A 17,178-nucleotide genomic window follows, 5' to 3' on the forward strand; every position below is an offset into this window, starting at 1 on the left:
ATGGCGCATTTCCTCATCGTGGAGGCGCGGTTCTACGATCACCTGAACGACATGCTTGTCGCAGGGGCCGAGGCTGCGCTCAAGCAGGCAGGTCACAGTTGCGAGGTCGTGACCGTTCCCGGCGCACTCGAGGTGCCCGGCGCGATCGCGCTCGCGGCGGAGACGGGGCGCTACGACGGGTTCGTCGCACTGGGCGTCGTGATCCGCGGCGAGACCTACCATTTTGAGATCGTCTCGAACGAGAGCGCGCGCGGGATCATGGCGCTGACGATGGACGGTATTCCGATCGGCAACGGCATCCTGACGACCGAAAACGAGGCGCAGGCGATCACCCGCGCCGATCCGGCACAGCTCGACAAGGGCGGCGGCGCGGCCAAGGCTGCGCTCGCGATGTTCGACCTCAAGTCGCGGCTCGGCTGACGAGCCATGGACATGCCGCCCTCCCGCTTCCGCGTCGTGGAGCGTGGGCGGCGACTGGAAGTGATCGACACCGCAACCGGGCAACCGATCGGCGGCAGTCCACGTTCCGGGCGCGCCACGTCGTCCCTCAACGTGACGGGTAAAGACGCGCCGCTGATGCTGGATCAGGTCATCGGCCGCGCGACCGTCCCGCGCACCAGCTCAGCACCGAAAGCCGGTGCGTTGCCGCGCAGGACCCGCTTCGACGGCACCGTCAGCGTCACGACCCGTCCCTTCTACGATAATCGCGCGCCGCGCACGGTGACGCTCGATCCGGCGCGCGCGAAGATCGTCCACGCGGCGGCCTTTGCCGCGCTGGTGCTTCTCATCGTCACACCGGCACTGCTGCTCATGCTCGCCTGGTCGAGCTTCCCGCTGCTGATCATGCTCGCCGCCGTCGCGTTCAACCCGAAGGTGCGCGAGCGGCTGCGCGCCACGGTGACGACGCTGTTCGACCGTTACACCGATCCGGCGTGAAGCGCCCCGCCACGTCAGCGGCGGGGCACTGCGATCACGCGTCCGCGCGTTCCAACGCGGGATAGTCGACGTAACCCTCGGGTCCGGGCGTGTAGAAGGTCTTCGGATTGGGCTCGTTGAAGCCCGCACCGGTGCGGAACCGCTCCACCAGATCGGGATTGGCGATCCACAGCCGACCCCATGCGATCGCATCGGCTACGCCTGAATCGAGGTCGGCCTGCCCGGCTTCCTGCGTGTAATCCTGATTGAGCACCAGCGGGCCGGTGAACACCTCGCGGATCTTCGGACTCAGCTTCGGCACGTCGGTGGTACCGAACGTGCCCTCGGGCCCGACCTCGCGCAGTTCGAGGAAGCCGATGCCGAGATCGTTCAGCGCGCGCGCCGCGGGTACGAACACGGCTTCCGGGTTGCTGTCGTCCGCGCCCTGCGTCTCGCCGTTGGGCGACAGGCGAATCGAGGTGCGGCCCGCGCCCACCTCGGCGACGACGCGCTCGGTCACCTCGCGCATCAGGCGGATGCGGTTCTCCGGCGAGCCACCATAGTCATCCTCGCGGTCGTTGGTGTTGTCGCGCAGGAATTGGTCGATCAGGTAACCGTTGGCGCCGTGGATCTGGACGCCATCGAACCCGGCGGCGATCGCATTGCGCGAAGCGGCAGCGTAATCGTCGAGTGTCGAGCGGATTTCATCCACGCTCAGCGCGCGCGGCGTGCCGTACGGGTTCTTCGCCGGATCGGGATCGTGATACGGCGCGCGCTTCGTGGAGGATGACACCGGCTCCAGCCCGTTGACGTCGGGACGCGCGAGCCGGCCCATATGCCACAATTGCGCGACGATGCGCCCGCCCGCCTCGTGCACCGCCGCGGTCACCGGCTTCCACGCCTCGACCTGCTCCTTGCTCCACAAGCCCGGCGTGCTCGGCCAGCCGAGCCCCTGCTGGCTGATACCGGTCGCCTCGGAGATGATGAGGCCGGCGGACGCGCGCTGACGATAATATTCGATCATCAGATCGGTAGGCACGTGCTCCTTGGTGGCGCGCGAGCGGGTCAGCGGCGCCATGAGGATGCGATTGGGCGCTTCGATCGCGCCGAGAGTAATGGGGTCGAACAGGCTGGGCATTCGTGGGCCTTTCCGTTTCATTCAGCTACCTGACGCCGCACAGATAGGACGCTAAGGGGCGCCATGCACCAGCCCGCGCGCCCAAGAAATGCTTCGCCGCTGCCAAGCGCGCTCGACCTCGACGAGGTTCCGCACGCCGGCACGGACGCCCGCCAGGATGCGGTGACGATCCCGATTCCGGGTCCGATGCCACTCGGTAACGGCAAGAGTGGCGACGGGGGTGAAGGTGCGCCAGCCCTGTCGCTGATCGCGGTCGTCGTCGCCAACGTCGCGCTCGCGTTCGGACCGTGGTTCGTGCGTCTGGCGGATACCGGGCCGGTCGCCGCGGCCTTCTGGCGGATGGCGCTGGCACTGCCGTTGATCGCGGTGTTTGCAGTCCTGAGCGGGACGCGTGCCGCCGCGCTGAGATTGCCGGGGAAGATGTGGGTGCTGCTGGTACTCGCCGGCATTGCCTTCGCGATGGACCTGGGCAGCTGGCATATCGGCATTCGCCAGACCACGCTCGCCAACGCGACCTTGTTCGGCAATTCGGCCACGTTCATCTTTCCGATCTACGGTTTTCTGGCCGCGCGCGCCTGGCCCTCGCGGACGCAAGGAACTGCGCTGCTGCTCGCCGCGCTTGGCGCTGGGCTGCTGATGGGGCGGTCGTACCAGCTCGATCCGCGGCACCTGGTCGGCGACCTGCTGTGCGTGGTCGCGGGCGTGCTCTACGCGGTCTATTTCGTGCTGATGTCGGGGGTTCGCCGCACGATGGCACCGTGGCCCGCGCTTGCGCTGTCCTCGCTCGGCGCGCTGGTGCCGCTGCTCATCATCGCGATCGCGATGGGGGAGCGGATCGTGCCGAACGGCTGGTGGCCGCTGATCGGGCTGGCGCTGGTCAGCCAGGTGCTGGGACAGGGCTGCATGATCTACGCGCTGGGCAAGTTGAGCCCGCTCGTCGTCGGGCTGGCGCTCTTGATCCAGCCGGTGGTCGCGGCAACGATCGGCTGGGTCGTTTACGGTGAGACATTGGGTGCACCCGACCTGTTCGGCGCCGCGATGGTCGCGGCGGCGCTGGTGCTGGTGCGCCGCAGCCCCCAAGTAGAGAAACCGGCGGCGGCGCGCGCGGGATACGAGGAGCGGTGATGACGGATACGATGGCCGATAATGCAGCAGCGCACGACCCCGCCGACCTGACGCTCGACGAGGTCCGGCAGCAGCTCGCCCCCGCGATCGCCAGCAACGCCGCATTCGACGGCTGGGGCGACGAGGCGCGCGACTATGCTGCCGAAGGGGCCGGCATCGACCGCGACGTGGCGCGGCTCGCCTTCGACGGCGGTGCGCCGGCAATGATCGATGCCTGGTTCGACCACGTCGATGCGGAGATGGCGGCGCGCCTGCCTGCCGACGTGCTCGCGGGCATGAAGATTCGTCAGCGCATCACCGCGCTGATCGAGACGCGGCTCGAGATACTCGCGCCTGATCGCGAGTCGCTGCGCCGCGCAATCGCGATCCTCGCACTGCCGACCAACGTGGCACGCGCGGCGCGACTCGGCTGGCGCAGCGCCGACCGGATGTGGCGGCTCGCGGGCGATACCGCCACCGACTACAATCACTACACCAAGCGCGCGATGCTGCTCGCCACCTATGCGGCGACGATCACCGTCTTCCTCGACGACGACAGCGAGGGTCATGCGGAAACGCGCGCGTTCCTGTCGCGTCGAATCGACAACATCATGGCGATCGAAAAGGCAAAGGCGAACGCCACGGCGCGGACGCGCTATCGGCCCAGCCTGTCGCGCTTTGTCGGACGGCTGCGTTACCCGGTCGCATGATCGCCGATGTGAGTTATTGATAATCAATCGCAGGCGACTTATACAGATCAGGTGACCGCGCCGTTCAACCTCGAAACCCTCCCGCGCCACCAGGCTGCGACCGTCGATTCGATCGAGTGGACGCGGCTCGCCGTGCCCGAGGCGCGGCGGCTGCGCGAACTCGGGTTCGACGCCGGGGTTGCGATCGAGGTGCTCCACCGCGCGCGCTTTGGCGGCGGGCCGATCGCCTGCCGGATCGGGCGCATGACGGTCGCGCTGCGCCGCGCGGTCGCAGGTGCGGTGCGCGTGTCGGTCGATCCGCTGCCGGCCGAGTGACCTGTCGCACGACACACGCCGGCTGACATGCATGCCTCGCCGCTGGTCGCGATGGTCGGCAATCCCAATGCCGGCAAAAGCGCGCTGTTCAACGCGCTGACCGGCGCGCGACAGAAGGTCGGCAATTACCCCGGCGTCACGGTCGAGCGTCACTCGGGCCGCCTCTCGCTCGACGACGGGCGCCCGGTCGAACTGGTCGACCTGCCCGGTACCTACAGCCTCGACCCTGCCTCCGCCGACGAGCGCGTGACGGTCGATGTCGTGACCGGTCGCAGCGGGTTCGAGCGCCGGCCCGACGCGATGATCGTGGTGGTCGACGCCTCCAACCTCGACAATCACCTTCGCTTCGCGCTCCAGCTGATCGCGTTGAAGCTGCCCGTCGTGATCGCGCTCAACATGGTCGATCTCGCCGAACGCGACGGGCTGACGCTCGACCCGGAGGTGCTGGCGCGCGAGCTCGGCGTGCCGGTGGTGCCGACCGTCGCTGTGCGCCGCCGCGGTATCGACATGCTCAAGGCACAGCTCGGCACCCTGCTCGGCGAGCGCGTCCCCGCGCGCGAGTCGGTCGAGGCAGTGCCCGAGGAGATCGGCGTGCTGCAACGCCGCGCGCGCCAGATCGCGAACGCCGCGACCGTCAGCGAGACGCCGGTCAGGCGCTGGAATCACGCGCTCGACGCGGTCGCGCTTCATCCGGTCGTCGGCCCCATCCTGCTCGTTGCCTTGCTATTCGTCATGTTCCAGGCGGTGTTCACTTGGTCGAAAGCGCCGATCGGCTGGATCGAGGGCGCATTCGCGGCCGCGGACAACGCGATCAAGGGTGTCATGCCCGACGGCTTCCTGCGCTCGCTGCTGACCGACGGCGTGATCGCGGGGGTCGGCGCGGTGGTCGTGTTCCTGCCGCAGATCCTGATCCTGTTCGCCTTCATCCTGGTGCTGGAGGCGTCGGGCTACATGGTACGCGCCGCGTTCCTCATGGACCGGATGATGAGCCGGGTCGGCCTGTCGGGGCGCGCGTTCATCCCGCTCCTCTCCTCCTTCGCCTGCGCGGTGCCCGGCATCATGGCGACGCGCACGATCGACGACGAGAAGGACCGGCTGACCACCATCCTGATCGCGCCGCTGATGACCTGTTCGGCGCGGCTGCCGGTCTACACGATCATCATCGGCGCATTTATTCCCAACACGCGGCTGGGCGGGTTCGTCGGGTTGCAGGGATTGGTGCTGCTGGTGCTCTACCTGCTCGGCATCCTGGGCGCGTTCATTGCCGCACTGGTGCTGCGCCGCACGGTTACGCAGGGCGCTTCGTCGGGCTTTATGATGGAGATGCCCAAATATCAGATGCCGCGTTTCCGCGACGTCGCGATCGGGCTGTGGCAGCGCGCCTACATCTTCCTCAAGCGCGCGGGCACCACCATCGCGCTCACGACCGTGATCCTGTGGGCGCTGCTGTCATTCCCCAAGGCGCCCGAGGGGCAGAGCCAGGTCAATTACTCGGTCGCGGGGCGGATCGCCAACGGGATTGAGGTCGCGGTGCGCCCGATCGGGTTCAACCGCGACATTGCGCTCGCGCTGATTCCGGCGATGGCGGCGCGCGAGGTCGCGGTGGCGGCGATCGGCACCGTCTACGCGGTCGACGATCCCGAGGATGCGAGGGGCGAGCGTACCATCGTCGAGAATCTGCGCAATCGCTGGACACTGCCGACCGCGCTCGCGTTCCTGATGTGGTTCGTGTTTGCACCGCAGTGCATCTCGACGATCGCAGTGACGCGGCGCGAGACGAATGGATGGAAGTGGCCGCTGTTCATGGTAGGCTATCTGTTCGCCGCCGCATACGTGATGGCGGGAATCACCTATTGGCTGGCGGTCGCCGTCGGCCTTTGAAGAGGCAGGAATGGCAGGCAGCGTCAACAAGGTCATCATCGTCGGCAACCTCGGGCGCGATCCCGAATCGCGCTCGTTCCAGAACGGCGGCAAGGTGGTGAACCTGCGCATCGCCACGTCTGAGTCGTGGAAGGACCGCAGCACCGGCGAGAAGAAGGAACGCACCGAGTGGCATTCGGTCGCGATCTTCGGTGAAGGGCTCGCGGGCGTGGCCGAGCGCTACCTGCGCAAGGGCTCCAAGGTCTATATCGAGGGGCAGCTGCAGACCCGCAAATGGCAGGATCAGCAGGGCCAGGACCGCTACTCGACCGAGATCGTGCTGCAAGGCCCGGGCGCGACGCTGACGATGCTCGATGGTCCCGGCGGCAATAGCGGCGGGGGCGGCGGTGGTCGCGACGACTTCGGTGGCGGCGACGACTTTGGCGGCGGTGGCAATCGTGGCGGATCGCGCGGCGGTGGCGGCTTCGGCGGCGGATCAGGCGGGTCGCGCGGCGGCTCGTCGGGCGGTAGCTCGGGTAACTTCGGCGGTGGCTACGCGGACGACCTCGACGACGACGTTCCGTTCTAAGTGACCGACCGAACCGTCTCTGAATTGCCGGGCACGCCCGATGCGCCAGGCGTACCCGCGGCGGCCGGCTGGCACGTCGACGAGGCGTGCCGTGCGGCCGCGCTGGAGGCGTACGAACTCGACCTGCTGCGCAACTCGCCCGCGCTGAAGCAGATCACCGACTTCACCGCGCGACTGTGCGACGCGCCGGTCGCGCTCGTCAGCCTTGTGGAGGAATCGCGGCAGTCGTTCCTGTCTGCGACCGGCACCGACATGACCGGCACGCCGCGCGACCAGTCGTTCTGCGCGCACGCGATGTGGGGCAACGACGTGATGGTCGTGCCTGACTTGACGCTCGACCCGCGTTTCGTGCGCAATCCCATGCTGGTCGATCCGGGCGTGCGTTTCTACGCCGGAGCCCCGCTGGTCAGCGACGATGGCGTTCCACTCGGCGCGCTCTGCGTGCTCGACATGGCGCCTCGTCCGGGCGGGCTGACGAAGCTCCAGCATGAGGGGCTGGTGGTGCTCGCCGCCAACGTGCTGGCGCGTCTGCGCGATTCGCGCGACGGCGCTGCGTGGCGCGCGGCGGAGAATGACGCACGCCGCGCCGCGTTCGACAGCGAGACGCGTTTTCGTACCCTCGCCGACACGATGCCGCAGATGGTGTGGTCGACGCTGCCCGACGGTTATCATGATTATTACAATGCACGCTGGTACGAATTTACCGGCATGCCCGAAGGATCGACCGATGGCGCGGAGTGGAACGGCATGTTCCATCCCGACGATCAGGAGCGCGCCTGGACTGTGTGGCAGCACTCGCTCGATACGGGCGAGCCGTACCAGATCGAGTACCGCCTGCGGCACGTCGATGGCGATTATCGCTGGGTACTGGGCCGTGCGCTGCCGATCCGTGACGCCACCGGCCGCATCACGCGCTGGTTCGGCACCTGCACCGACATTCATGAACAGAAGCTCGCGCTCGAGCAGCGCGAGATCATCAGCCAGGAATTGTCGCACCGGATCAAGAACATCTTCTCGGTCGTGTCTGGGCTGATCCAGTTCGCCGCGCGCAGTCACCCCGGCTTCGCGCCGGTGGCGAGCGACCTGCGGCAGCGGATCACCGCGCTGGGCCGCGCGCATGATTTCGTCCGTCCGCACAGCCCGCACTCGCGTCCCCGCTTGGCGCAGGACAGCCTGCACGGGCTGCTCGCCCAGCTGTTCCTGCCCTATCAGTCGGCCGACGGTGCACGGATCCGTGTGACGGGCAGCGACTTGGTGGTCGACGACCGGGCCGCAACGCCGCTAGCGCTGCTGTTTCACGAACTCGCCACCAATGCGACCAAATACGGCGCGCTGGCGAACGAAGCGGGCCGGGTCACGCTCACAATCGAGGTGGCCGACGACGACGTCACGATGACGTGGGTCGAGATCGGCGGACCGGCGCTAGAGGGTGCAAGCGATCATGTCGGCTTCGGTACGCAGCTGATCGAGATGTCGGCGGTGCGTCAGTTGGGCGGCGCGATCGAGCGCAACTGGCTTGTTGAAGGATTGACGGTGACGATCAGTGCGCCACGTTCGTCGTTCAGCCGATCGGGTCCAGTCTGACGAAGTCGGCGTCGGCGGAACCATCGCCGCCGCCCGCCGCCGCGATCGCTGCAGCGGCCAGAATCGCCTGATCGCTGAACGGTTTGCGCACATAGCCGAGTGCGTCGGGGACGGTACCGATCTGCCCGGGGTTCGCAGTCACGAACACGACCTTGACGCCATAATCGCGCGCGATCTGCTGCGCGATCACCGGCCCGGTCGGCCCGTCGCGCAGATTGACGTCAACGAAGGCGAACGAGCACGTGGGCGCCGCGGCGAGCGCCTGCGCGCTGTCGGCCGCGATCGCGCCCACCTCATAGCCCGCATCGACCAGGATACGCTCCAGATCGAGGGCCACGAAGATTTCATCTTCGACGATGAGCGCGGTCTTTGACATCGGCTTGGGGCGCGGGCCTCGTGTGGGTATCAGACTGGTTGACTTAACCTTGAGCAATCTTCTTGGTTCCGGACAAGCAGGAACACCGCGTGCTCGGCGAGGAAATTGGCGGCCGACCCGCCGATCTCCTGATCGCCCGACAGGAACCACGCGCGCTCGACGGCGATGTCGCGTGCCTTCAGAAAGGCGCGGAAGTCGTCGATCGTCACGTGGTGGATGTTGGGCGTGTCGTACCATCGCTCCGGCAGCAATCGCGTGACCGGCATTCGCCCACCCCACAGCAGCGACAGCCGCACGCGCCAGTGCGCGAAATTGGGGAAACTGACGAACGCGCGCCGCCCGATCCGCAGCAGATGGTCGAGCACTAGGTGCGGCGCGCGTGCGGTCTGCAACGTCTGGCTCAGGATCGCGTAGTCGAAGCTCGCAGCCGGGTAGCCGGCCAGGTCCACGTCGGCGTCACCCTGGATCACGCTCAACCCGCGCGCGACCGCGTCGGCGACCTTGACCGCGTCGATCTCAAGCCCGCGCGCGTCGACGCCCGACCGGTCGCGCAACGCCGCCATCAGGTCGCCCGTCCCGCACCCGACATCGAGCACCCGCGCGCCCGCGGCCACATTGGCGGCGATAATCGCAAGATCGGGCCGCAGCGTCCCCGCGATGGTCATCGCGCCTGATCCAGCAGCGCGGCGAACGCCGGGGAGAGCCGCTCCATGTAACGCTCTGGCCGAAGCAGGGGCGTGAAGCCGAGCGCAGCATAGACGCCGTGCGCGTCGGCCGTGACCAGCCCGACACGCCGGATATTCGCGTAATCGGGATGGTCCAGGAACCAGCGCACCATCGCGCGCCCAATTCCCTGCCCGCGCCACCCTTCGTCGACCCACACGTCCGCCAACCAGGCGAACGTCGCGCGATCGGTGATCATCCGCGCGAAGCCACGCTGCTCGGCCTCTTCGTCATAGGCGCCGAGGCAGTGCGATCCCGCCACCGCGCGCTCGACCAGAGATCGTTCGATCCCGGGCGACCAGTAGCTCGACGCCAGCCAGCCGTGCACCCGCGCGATGTCGATCCGGGCAGCGTCATCGTCGAGCGCGATCACGCCCGCGCCTCACGCAGGAACCCAGCGATGATGCGGTCGAGTTCGGGCGAGTCGAGCAGGAATGCGTCGTGGCCGTACGGGCTCGACAGTTCGACGAAGCTGACCGGCGCGCCCGCGGCGTTCAGCGCCTGGACGATCGCGCGCGATTCGGCCGTCGGGTACAGCCAATCGGTGTCGAAGCTGACGAGGCAGAAACGCGTCGCGGCGTTGAACGCCTTCGCCAGCCGTCCGCCATGCTCCTCCGCCAGATCGTAATAATCCATCGCGCGAGTAATATAGAGGTAAGAATTGGCATCGAACCGGTCGGTGAAGCTCAGTCCCTGGTGGCGCAGGTAGCTTTCGACCTGGAAATCGGCGTCGAAGCCGAAGGTTTTCGCCTCCCTCGCCTGCAACCGGCGCCCGAACTTCTCGGTCAGCCCGGCCTCCGACAGATAGGTGATGTGCGCCGCCATCCGCGCCACCGCCAGACCGCGCGCGGGCGCCTCGCCGCCGTAATAATCGCCGTTGCGCCAGTTCGGATCGGCCATCACGGCCTGCCGCCCGACTTCGTGAAAGGCGATGTTCTGCGCGGTGTGGCGCGCGGTCGACGCGATCACCACCGCCGACGCCACCTGATCGGGGTAGGTCGCCGCCCAGCTGAGCGCCTGCATCCCCCCCATCGATCCGCCGACCACCGCCGCCAACCGCGCAATCCCGAGATGATCGAGCAGCAAGCCTTGCGCGCGCACCATGTCGCGGATCGTGATGACGGGGAATGTCATGCCCCAAGCGCGCCCGGTCGCGGGATCGATCGAGGCCGGCCCTGACGATCCCATGCAACTGCCGAGCACGTTCGCGCAGATGACGAAGAAGCGGTCGGTATCGATCGGCTTGCCCGGCCCGACCATGCGCTGCCACCAGCCCGGCTTGCCGGTGCGCGGATGCGCGCTGGCGACGTGATGGTCGCCGGTCAGCGCGTGGCAGACGAGTATGGCGTTGCCGGCGTTCGCGTCGAGCGTTCCGTAGGTCTCGTACGCGATCTCGACCGGCGACAGCGTCGCGCCGCCGTCGAGCGCGAGCGGCCCTGGCAGCGCCACCGAGCGCGACAGGCCGAAGCGTTGATCGTCGGAAGAAGAGGCGAGCGACATCGAGCGGTCGCGATAATCCGCCCCTCGCGTGCTCGCAAGCAATCGCACCCGACCGCCATTCCAAAGCGGTGGCTTGTCCCAGTCCGCTGAAGGACTCCGGATCGGCCCCGGAGTGGCAAGAGGACCTACGCTCGCACCTGAGGCACACGATACGCTTCCCCCGACACGCGCCACGCACTAAGCCTCCGCGCCATGACCGACACAGCAGCCAGCCCGACCGCACCCGTCCCGAACCAGTGGGTGATGGACATCGCGCCGTACATCCCCGGCCGCTCAACCACCGACGATGGACGCACCGTCGCCAAGCTGTCGTCGAACGAGAACCCGCTCGGCACCTCGCCCGCCGCGCGCGCCGCCTACGCCTCCGCCGCCGACACGCTGGAGCGCTACCCCGACGCCAGCGCGGCGCCGGTTCGCGAGGCGATCGCCGCGGCATTCGACCTCGATCCTGCGCGGATCATCTACGGTAATGGCTCGGACGAGATCCTCCATCTCGCTGCGGGTGCCTTCGCGGGACCGGGCGACGAGGTGATCTTCGTCCGCTACGGCTTCGCGGTGTACGAGATCGCGGCGCGGCGCGTCGGCGCGACACCGGTGATCGCGCCCGATCGCGACTACGCGACCGACGTCGATGCGGTGCTCGCGTGCGTCACCGATCGGACACGCGTCGTCTACATTGCCAATCCCAATAACCCGACCGGCACCTTCGCGCCCCGTGCGGAGATCGCGCGGCTTCACGCCGGTTTGCCGGCCCACGTGCTGCTGGTCCTCGATCAGGCCTATGCCGAGTATCTTGATGCCGCCGACGACGACGGCGGGCTCGACCTCGCGCGCACCGCGTCGAACGTGCTCGTCACGCACACCTTCTCCAAGATTCACGGCCTCGCGTCCGAACGGATCGGCTGGGGCTACGCGCACGCCGACATCATCCAGGCGCTGCACCGCATCCGTCTGCCGTTCAACATCACGATCGGCGGACAGCGCGCCGCCGTCGCAGCGATCGAGGATCGTGGCTTCGTTGAGGCAACGCGCATCCACAATGCCGAATGGCGTGCGTGGTTCGCATCCGAGATCGCAGGCCTGGGCAATGCCGGCTTGCGCGCAATCCCGAGCGAGGCGAACTTCGTCCTCGTCGTGTTCGAGGGCGAGCTGACCGCGGAGACCGCGTACAAGGGGCTGATGGACGCGGGGTTCATCGTCCGCTGGCTACCCGGACAGGGGCTAGCGCAAGGGCTGCGCATCACGATCGGCACCGAAGAAGAGACCCGCGGTGTCGCCGCGGCGCTCCGCACGCTGGTCGAGCAGCACGCCGCGCCTGCGCACGCGAGCCCAGCCGATCAGGGTATCGAGCGCGGCTGATGCTGCCGTTCGCCCGCGTCACGATCATCGGGCTGGGCCTGATCGGCTCATCGATCGCGCGCGCGGTGCGGGAGTATATGCCGAGCGTTCAAATAACCGGCCATGACGCCAACGCCGAGGTGCGCGAGGCGGCACGCGCGCTCAAGCTCGCCGACGACGTGACCGACACCGCGGGAGCGGCGGTGACCGACGCCGACCTCGTCATCCTGTGCGTGCCCGTCGGCGCGATGGCGGCGGTCGCGGCGGAGATCGCCGCCGACCTGCCCGGCGACGCGATCGTCAGCGATGTCGGCAGCTGCAAGGCATCGGTCGCCGCCGCACTCACCACGCACCTGCCGGCCTCGCGGGTCGTTCCCGCGCATCCGGTCGCGGGTACCGAGCAGAGCGGGCCCGAGGCGGGCTTCGCGACACTGTTCCGGGGTCGCTGGTGCATCGTCACGCCGCTGCCCGAGAATGACGCGGTATCGATCGAGCGCGTCGCCGAGTTCTGGCGCCGGCTGGGCGCCGACGTCGAGCAGATGGCGCCCGACCATCACGACCTCGTCCTCGCGGTCACCAGCCACCTGCCGCACCTAATCGCCTATACGATCGTCGGAACGGCCGACGATCTGCAACAGGTGACGCAGAGCGAGGTGATCAAGTTTTCGGCCGGCGGTTTCCGCGACTTCACCCGTATCGCCGCCTCCGATCCGACCATGTGGCGCGACGTGTTCCTGTCGAACAAGGATGCGGTGCTCGACATGCTGCAGCGCTTCTCGGAGGATCTGTCGCAGCTGCAGCGCGCGATCCGCTGGGGTGACGGTGACGCATTGTACGATCGCTTCGCGCGCACCCGCGCGATCCGCCGCTCGATCGTCGATCAGGGGCAGGACGACGCCGCCGCCGATTTCGGTCGCAAGCACGACTGAGCGCTGTCCTACAGATTGCCGATGCGCTTACACCGGCGACGCTGTTTGACCTATCATCCGGGCGCGCGCGCACGCGCAATGGGTGCGCCCTTTCAAATCTTCCGCGCTCAATCGTTGAGCGCGTTGATTGCGGCGTGGACGCGCTCCTCGATCTCGCGGCGCGGCAGTCCGGGCGGGATCGCCTCACCGATCAGCACGCGTACCGGTCCCGCATGCGCGTGTCCCTTGCGCGGCCAACGCCGTCCGCTGTCGAGCGCGATCGGCACCACCGGGTAGCCGAGCGCGCGGTACAGGCCGGCGAAGCCCGAACGCAGCGGCGGGCGCTCGCCGTGCGCCATGCGCGATCCTTCGGGAAACACGATCACCGAGCGCCCCTGCTCCTTGAACACCGCCGCATCGCTCATCAGCTGCCGCAACGCCTTCGCCGAGGCTTCCCGGTCGACCGGCAGCGCACCGTAGATGCGCGCCGCCCAGCCCCATAACGGGATCTGCGCCAGTTCGCGCTTGATGACGACCGCGGGTCCACCCAGCCGGTATGGCAGCTCCAGCGTCTCGTACATCGCCTCGTGCTTGGCCGCGTAGAGGACCGGGCCGTCGGGCAGCGCCGCGCCGCTCACCTGCGTGCGCACCCCCATGATCCAGCGCGCGATCGCGCCGTGGTAACGCGCCCAGCCGTGCGAGTAAGCGATCATCGCGCGCTGTCCGAACAGCGCGACGATCGGAATGACGATCACGACCAGCAACGATCCGATCGCGAACAGCAGGCGGAACACCCAGGTCCGCACGACATCAGCCACGCCAATTCTCCCACCACAGCACTGCGCGGCGCAGCAGCAGCTTGTGATATTCGTTCAAGAGCTGCGCGAGGCTCGGCTGGCTCGGCACGCCGTCGATCACCACGCTCACCGCCGGATCGAGCGATTGCGCCAGCTCCATGCCTGCGCGCCGCGCGTGCCAGTTCGAGGTGACCAGCCGGACCGAGCGATAGCGATGCTCTTTGACCCAGCCCGCGATCTCCTCCGCATTCGACCGCGTGTCGACTGCCTCCTGCCCCAGATCGACGCAGCACGCGAACACCGGAGCGTAGCCGTAGGTGCGCACCAGATCGCGCTGCCGGACACCGGGCGCGGTGCCCGTCACCAGCATGCGCCGCGCCTGGCCCGCTTTCAGCAATTCCAGCCCGCGATCGATCCGTCCCGCGGCCCCCGTCGGCACGACAATGCCGTCGGTGCGCACGTCATTGGCCGGCTGCGGCAGCGTCACCGCGAACAATGCGAAGCCGAGCGCCCAGATGATCAGCGCCAGTCCGACCAGACGCCGGATCACCGCATCTGCCCCAGGCTGCGCACCACCGCGCGGCGTGCGACCATCGCGGCGAGCGCGACGAACGCGAAGGGCAGCACGACCAGAGCGGCCCATCCGCCGCTACCGAGCGTCACCGTGCCGAGCAGTTCGGAGCCGAGCGTTCCCGCCTGCGCACCCAGCAGAGCGACCGTCACCAGCCCGATCACTCCGCCCACCGCCGAACCCATCGCGGCATCGAGCGACAGCCGCCGCTGGAACAGCCGCGCGACCTGCACGTCGGTCGCGCCCAGCATGTGCATGACCTCGATCGTGCCGCGATGCGCCTCCAATCCGGCACGCGCCGCCAGCACGACCACGAACGCGGTCGCGCCCAGCATCATCGCGACCAGCAGGGTGGCAAGCATGCTCATCGTACCCAGAAACGCGCGAACCGGCGCAAGTGCCTGGCTGTGCAGGTCGAGCCGTGCACCGGGCACGCCCGCCAGCGCGCCGCGCACCCGCCCGGCCGTGCCCGCATCGGTCAGCGTTAGGTCGACCAGCACCGGGATCGGCAGATCGACGTCGTCGGCGTCGCCGCCGAGCCAGGGGCCGAGCAGCTTCGCGATCTCGGCACGCGGCACGACGCGCACGCCGCCAACGCCCGAAATACCCGCGAGCAGCGAAGCCACCTCCCCCGCCGCGGCCTCGCGCGTCGCCGGGTCGGCCGCCGCGATCTGCACGGTGGCGCGGCCGCCCAGCTGTACGCCGACCGCCTGCGTCGCGCGCGCGGTGCCGATCCCGGCCGCGGTCGCCAGCACAGTCAGGAACAGCATCACCGCGATGACCCACACCATCCCGCGCCCGGTCCGCGCGGTGTCGAGCACGCGCGTGCTCGCCTTGCTCACGCCACCTTCCCCGCGCGGCTCATGCCTGTCGTCCGGGCGGGTGACGCAGCATGCCGGTGGGGTCGAGCAGCCGACCGCCGTCGATCCGCATCATCTGCGCCGACCGCACGCGCGCGATCAACTGCAGGTCGTGCGTCGCAATCACCAGCGTCGTGCCGAGGCCGTTTAGCGACGCGAACAATTGCAGCAGCCGGTCAGCCATTGCCTCGTCGACGTTGCCGGTCGGCTCGTCCGCAACCAATATTTCGGGGCGCCCGATCACCGCTCGCGCGATCGCCACGCGCTGCTGCTCGCCGCCCGACAGCGTCGGCGGGCGCGCATCGGCGCGGTTGGTCAACCCGACCCAGGCGAGCATTTCCGAGACCGCCTCGCGCACCTCGTCCTCCAGCACGCCCGCGATTCTGAGCGGCAGCGCGATATTATCCGCCGCCGACAGGTGCGGAACGAGCCGAAAATCCTGAAACACCACGCCGATACGGCGGCGGAAACCAGGAATGCGCGCGCGCGGCAGCGTGACCACGTCGGTGCCGAACAGGTGGATCGCACCGCGCGTCGGCCGCTGCGCCAGGTACAGCATCTTGAGCAGCGAGGTCTTTCCCGCCCCGCTCGCTCCCGTCACGAAATAGAACTCGCCCGAGGTCAGCGAGAAGGAAAGGTCCGACAAGACCTCCTCGCCCTGGCCGTAGCGCAGCCCCACATTCTCGAACTGCACGATCGTGGCCACCGGCCGGCGACATCCCTTCGCTTGAGCGCGCCCGCCATCGCATGGCGCATGCCCTTTCATCAAGTCGCGGGCGATGATCCGCCGGTCCGCGGACATCGTTTCGCTGCCGATACTTGCCAGCGCGCGAAGTGAGGTGTTTACGTCGCTAACGATAACCGTAAGCGTGGCGTCATGATCCTCGAGTGTCCCGAATGCCGCACCCGCTATCTCGTCCCCGACTCCGCGGTCGGTGTGGGCGGACGCACCGTGCGCTGCGCCAATTGCCGGCACAGCTGGTTTCAGGACGGTCCGGCTCCCGCTTCCATACCCGCGACCGACGCGCCTGCGATGGAGGCGCCCTCGTTCGCCGGCCCCGGCTTCGCGCCGGTCGGCTACGCGCCCTCCCCCGTCGCCGAGCCGATCACAAGCACGCCGGACGCCGGTTTCGACGCATTCGCGCACCGCGCGCCGTTCCGCCCGCGGCGCAACATGGCGCGCGTCCGCACGATCGCGTCGATCGCCGCCGGGCTGATCATGCTGGCGCTAGTCGGCGTGATCCTGTGGACGACCGCGCCCGGCCTCGCGCAGCAGGCGGGCTTCAACATCGGACCCGCGCAATCACCATTGCGCATCGTCGACAATCCGATCGAGCGGCGCCAGATGACCAACGGGTCGGAGCTGTTCGCGGTCAGCGGACGCATCACCAATCCGTCGTCGGCCGCGCAACGCGTGCCCGACCTGCGCGCCGACCTGCGCGACGAGAACGGCCGCGTCGTGTTCAGCTGGACGATCACGCCGCAGCAGCGGACGCTGCCTGCCAATGGCGCGATCGATTTCAACTCCGCGCAGGTCGATGTTCCCGCCTCGTCGAAGCGGCTCGACCTCAGCTTCGTCGGCGAGGCGAGCTGACGCGAGCGAAAGGTGCGCGCGCACGCACAATCGCCGTTGCCAGCCACGAACGGCTTTGCTAGAGGCCCGCTCCTGCCAGTCGCCGGGCCTGCCCGGTGAACATTGTGTGCGGTCGTGGCGGAACTGGTAGACGCGCAACGTTGAGGTCGTTGTGGCCGAAAGGCCGTGGAAGTTCGAGTCTTCTCGACCGCACCATTTTCTGCTCTTCCTCGAGCAGCAGTGAATATCCGCCCCGCTCCGGCGCAGACGGTTCGGTGATACCGCTTGCTTCCACATCTATGGTGCCACTGATCGCT

The 17,178-nt window shown here is 68.2% G+C and carries 20 protein-coding genes and 1 tRNA gene; 12 read left to right on the forward strand and 9 right to left on the reverse strand.

The window, feature by feature from the left end:
- Together ribH and QZ847_RS13345 are read left to right on the forward strand one after the other, a co-directional pair.
- Positions 1 to 420: a 6,7-dimethyl-8-ribityllumazine synthase gene (gene ribH / locus QZ847_RS13340; RefSeq protein ID WP_294357220.1), complete on the forward strand. Its 420-nt coding sequence runs from the start codon at positions 1 to 3 to the stop codon at positions 418 to 420.
- Positions 421 to 432: 12 nt separating this feature from the next.
- On the forward strand, positions 433 to 936 hold the full coding sequence (locus tag QZ847_RS13345) for a hypothetical protein (protein ID WP_294357222.1): 504 nt from the start codon (positions 433 to 435) through the stop codon (positions 934 to 936).
- 34 nt (positions 937 to 970) lie between these two features.
- Here the strand turns inward: QZ847_RS13345 and QZ847_RS13350 are convergent, their stop codons facing one another.
- Positions 971 to 2,053, reverse strand: a complete 1,083-nt coding sequence (locus QZ847_RS13350) for an alkene reductase (RefSeq protein WP_294357224.1) — start codon at positions 2,051 to 2,053, stop codon at positions 971 to 973.
- A gap of 63 nt (positions 2,054 to 2,116) precedes the next feature.
- Between QZ847_RS13350 and QZ847_RS13355 the strand changes: the two genes are divergently transcribed.
- The 6 genes from QZ847_RS13355 to QZ847_RS13380 all read left to right on the forward strand — a co-directional run bounded on the left by QZ847_RS13355 (position 2,117) and on the right by QZ847_RS13380 (position 8,215).
- Complete coding sequence (locus tag QZ847_RS13355) at positions 2,117 to 3,178, forward strand: DMT family transporter (protein WP_294357225.1); 1,062 nt, start codon at positions 2,117 to 2,119, stop codon at positions 3,176 to 3,178.
- Positions 3,178 to 3,867: a COQ9 family protein gene (locus QZ847_RS13360; protein ID WP_294357227.1), complete on the forward strand. Its 690-nt coding sequence runs from the start codon at positions 3,178 to 3,180 to the stop codon at positions 3,865 to 3,867. The genes QZ847_RS13355 and QZ847_RS13360 overlap by 1 nt, the downstream gene beginning before the upstream one ends.
- Positions 3,868 to 3,918: 51 nt before the next feature.
- Complete coding sequence (locus QZ847_RS13365) at positions 3,919 to 4,182, forward strand: FeoA family protein (protein ID WP_294190933.1); 264 nt, start codon at positions 3,919 to 3,921, stop codon at positions 4,180 to 4,182.
- A 27-nt stretch (positions 4,183 to 4,209) separates the two neighbouring features.
- A complete protein-coding gene (locus tag QZ847_RS13370; RefSeq protein WP_294357229.1) occupies positions 4,210 to 6,063 on the forward strand; it encodes a ferrous iron transporter B in 1,854 nt (617 codons plus the stop codon).
- A 10-nt stretch (positions 6,064 to 6,073) separates the two neighbouring features.
- Entirely contained in the window at positions 6,074 to 6,631 is a 558-nt protein-coding gene (gene ssb, locus QZ847_RS13375; protein ID WP_294190935.1) for a single-stranded DNA-binding protein, read from the forward strand.
- A gap of 102 nt (positions 6,632 to 6,733) precedes the next feature.
- The gene (locus QZ847_RS13380) at positions 6,734 to 8,215 is read left to right on the forward strand and encodes a PAS domain-containing protein (RefSeq protein ID WP_294357287.1); all 1,482 of its coding nucleotides are present in this window, start codon (positions 6,734 to 6,736) and stop codon (positions 8,213 to 8,215) included.
- On the opposite strand, the gene QZ847_RS13385 is transcribed toward QZ847_RS13380, so the two are convergent.
- Genes QZ847_RS13385 through QZ847_RS13400 form a run of 4 tightly spaced genes read right to left on the reverse strand, consistent with a single transcriptional unit; the run spans position 8,193 to position 10,814 of the window.
- A complete protein-coding gene (locus QZ847_RS13385; RefSeq protein WP_294190936.1) occupies positions 8,193 to 8,591 on the reverse strand; it encodes a response regulator in 399 nt (132 codons plus the stop codon). The genes QZ847_RS13380 and QZ847_RS13385 overlap by 23 nt on opposite strands.
- 29 nt (positions 8,592 to 8,620) lie before the next feature.
- Entirely contained in the window at positions 8,621 to 9,256 is a 636-nt protein-coding gene (gene metW / locus QZ847_RS13390) for a methionine biosynthesis protein MetW (protein ID WP_294357232.1), read from the reverse strand.
- Positions 9,253 to 9,687, reverse strand: a complete 435-nt coding sequence (locus tag QZ847_RS13395; RefSeq protein ID WP_294357234.1) for a GNAT family N-acetyltransferase — start codon at positions 9,685 to 9,687, stop codon at positions 9,253 to 9,255. The genes metW and QZ847_RS13395 overlap by 4 nt, the downstream gene beginning before the upstream one ends.
- Positions 9,684 to 10,814, reverse strand: a complete 1,131-nt coding sequence (locus QZ847_RS13400; protein WP_294357236.1) for a homoserine O-acetyltransferase — start codon at positions 10,812 to 10,814, stop codon at positions 9,684 to 9,686. Before QZ847_RS13400 ends, QZ847_RS13395 begins: the two co-directional genes overlap by 4 nt.
- Before the next feature lie 192 nt (positions 10,815 to 11,006).
- On the opposite strand from QZ847_RS13400, the gene hisC reads away from it, so the two are divergent.
- Both hisC and QZ847_RS13410 read left to right on the forward strand, forming a co-directional pair.
- Positions 11,007 to 12,173 carry a histidinol-phosphate transaminase gene (hisC, locus tag QZ847_RS13405; protein WP_294357238.1) on the forward strand — a complete coding sequence of 389 codons (1,167 nt, stop codon included), beginning with the start codon at positions 11,007 to 11,009 and terminating at the stop codon, positions 12,171 to 12,173.
- The gene (locus QZ847_RS13410; RefSeq protein WP_294357240.1) at positions 12,173 to 13,081 is read left to right on the forward strand and encodes a prephenate/arogenate dehydrogenase family protein; all 909 of its coding nucleotides are present in this window, start codon (positions 12,173 to 12,175) and stop codon (positions 13,079 to 13,081) included. The genes hisC and QZ847_RS13410 overlap by 1 nt, the downstream gene beginning before the upstream one ends.
- A 107-nt stretch (positions 13,082 to 13,188) precedes the next feature.
- Here the strand turns inward: QZ847_RS13410 and QZ847_RS13415 are convergent, their stop codons facing one another.
- From QZ847_RS13415 to ftsE, 4 genes are read right to left on the reverse strand one after another with little or no spacing between them, the layout of a single operon-like run.
- A complete protein-coding gene (locus tag QZ847_RS13415) occupies positions 13,189 to 13,878 on the reverse strand; it encodes a 1-acyl-sn-glycerol-3-phosphate acyltransferase (RefSeq protein ID WP_294357242.1) in 690 nt (229 codons plus the stop codon).
- Positions 13,871 to 14,407 carry a YdcF family protein gene (locus tag QZ847_RS13420; protein ID WP_294357244.1) on the reverse strand — a complete coding sequence of 179 codons (537 nt, stop codon included), beginning with the start codon at positions 14,405 to 14,407 and terminating at the stop codon, positions 13,871 to 13,873. Before QZ847_RS13420 ends, QZ847_RS13415 begins: the two co-directional genes overlap by 8 nt.
- Positions 14,404 to 15,270 (reverse strand): permease, encoded by an 867-nt coding sequence (locus tag QZ847_RS13425; RefSeq protein ID WP_294357245.1) that lies wholly within the window; start codon positions 15,268 to 15,270, stop codon positions 14,404 to 14,406. Before QZ847_RS13425 ends, QZ847_RS13420 begins: the two co-directional genes overlap by 4 nt.
- 19 nt (positions 15,271 to 15,289) lie before the next feature.
- Complete coding sequence (ftsE, locus tag QZ847_RS13430) at positions 15,290 to 15,994, reverse strand: cell division ATP-binding protein FtsE (RefSeq protein WP_294357247.1); 705 nt, start codon at positions 15,992 to 15,994, stop codon at positions 15,290 to 15,292.
- Positions 15,995 to 16,165: 171 nt separating this feature from the next.
- On the opposite strand from ftsE, the gene QZ847_RS13435 reads away from it, so the two are divergent.
- Together QZ847_RS13435 and QZ847_RS13440 are read left to right on the forward strand one after the other, a co-directional pair.
- Complete coding sequence (locus tag QZ847_RS13435) at positions 16,166 to 16,882, forward strand: zinc-ribbon domain-containing protein (RefSeq protein WP_294357249.1); 717 nt, start codon at positions 16,166 to 16,168, stop codon at positions 16,880 to 16,882.
- 108 nt (positions 16,883 to 16,990) lie between these two features.
- Positions 16,991 to 17,077: transfer RNA gene (locus QZ847_RS13440), tRNA-Leu, on the forward strand.
- The last annotated feature ends 101 nt before the right edge of the window (positions 17,078 to 17,178 follow it).

Origin of the sequence: uncultured Sphingomonas sp., from assembly GCF_913778135.1 — a bacterium.
In the GTDB taxonomy this organism is placed as follows: Bacteria; Pseudomonadota; Alphaproteobacteria; order Sphingomonadales; family Sphingomonadaceae; genus Sphingomonas.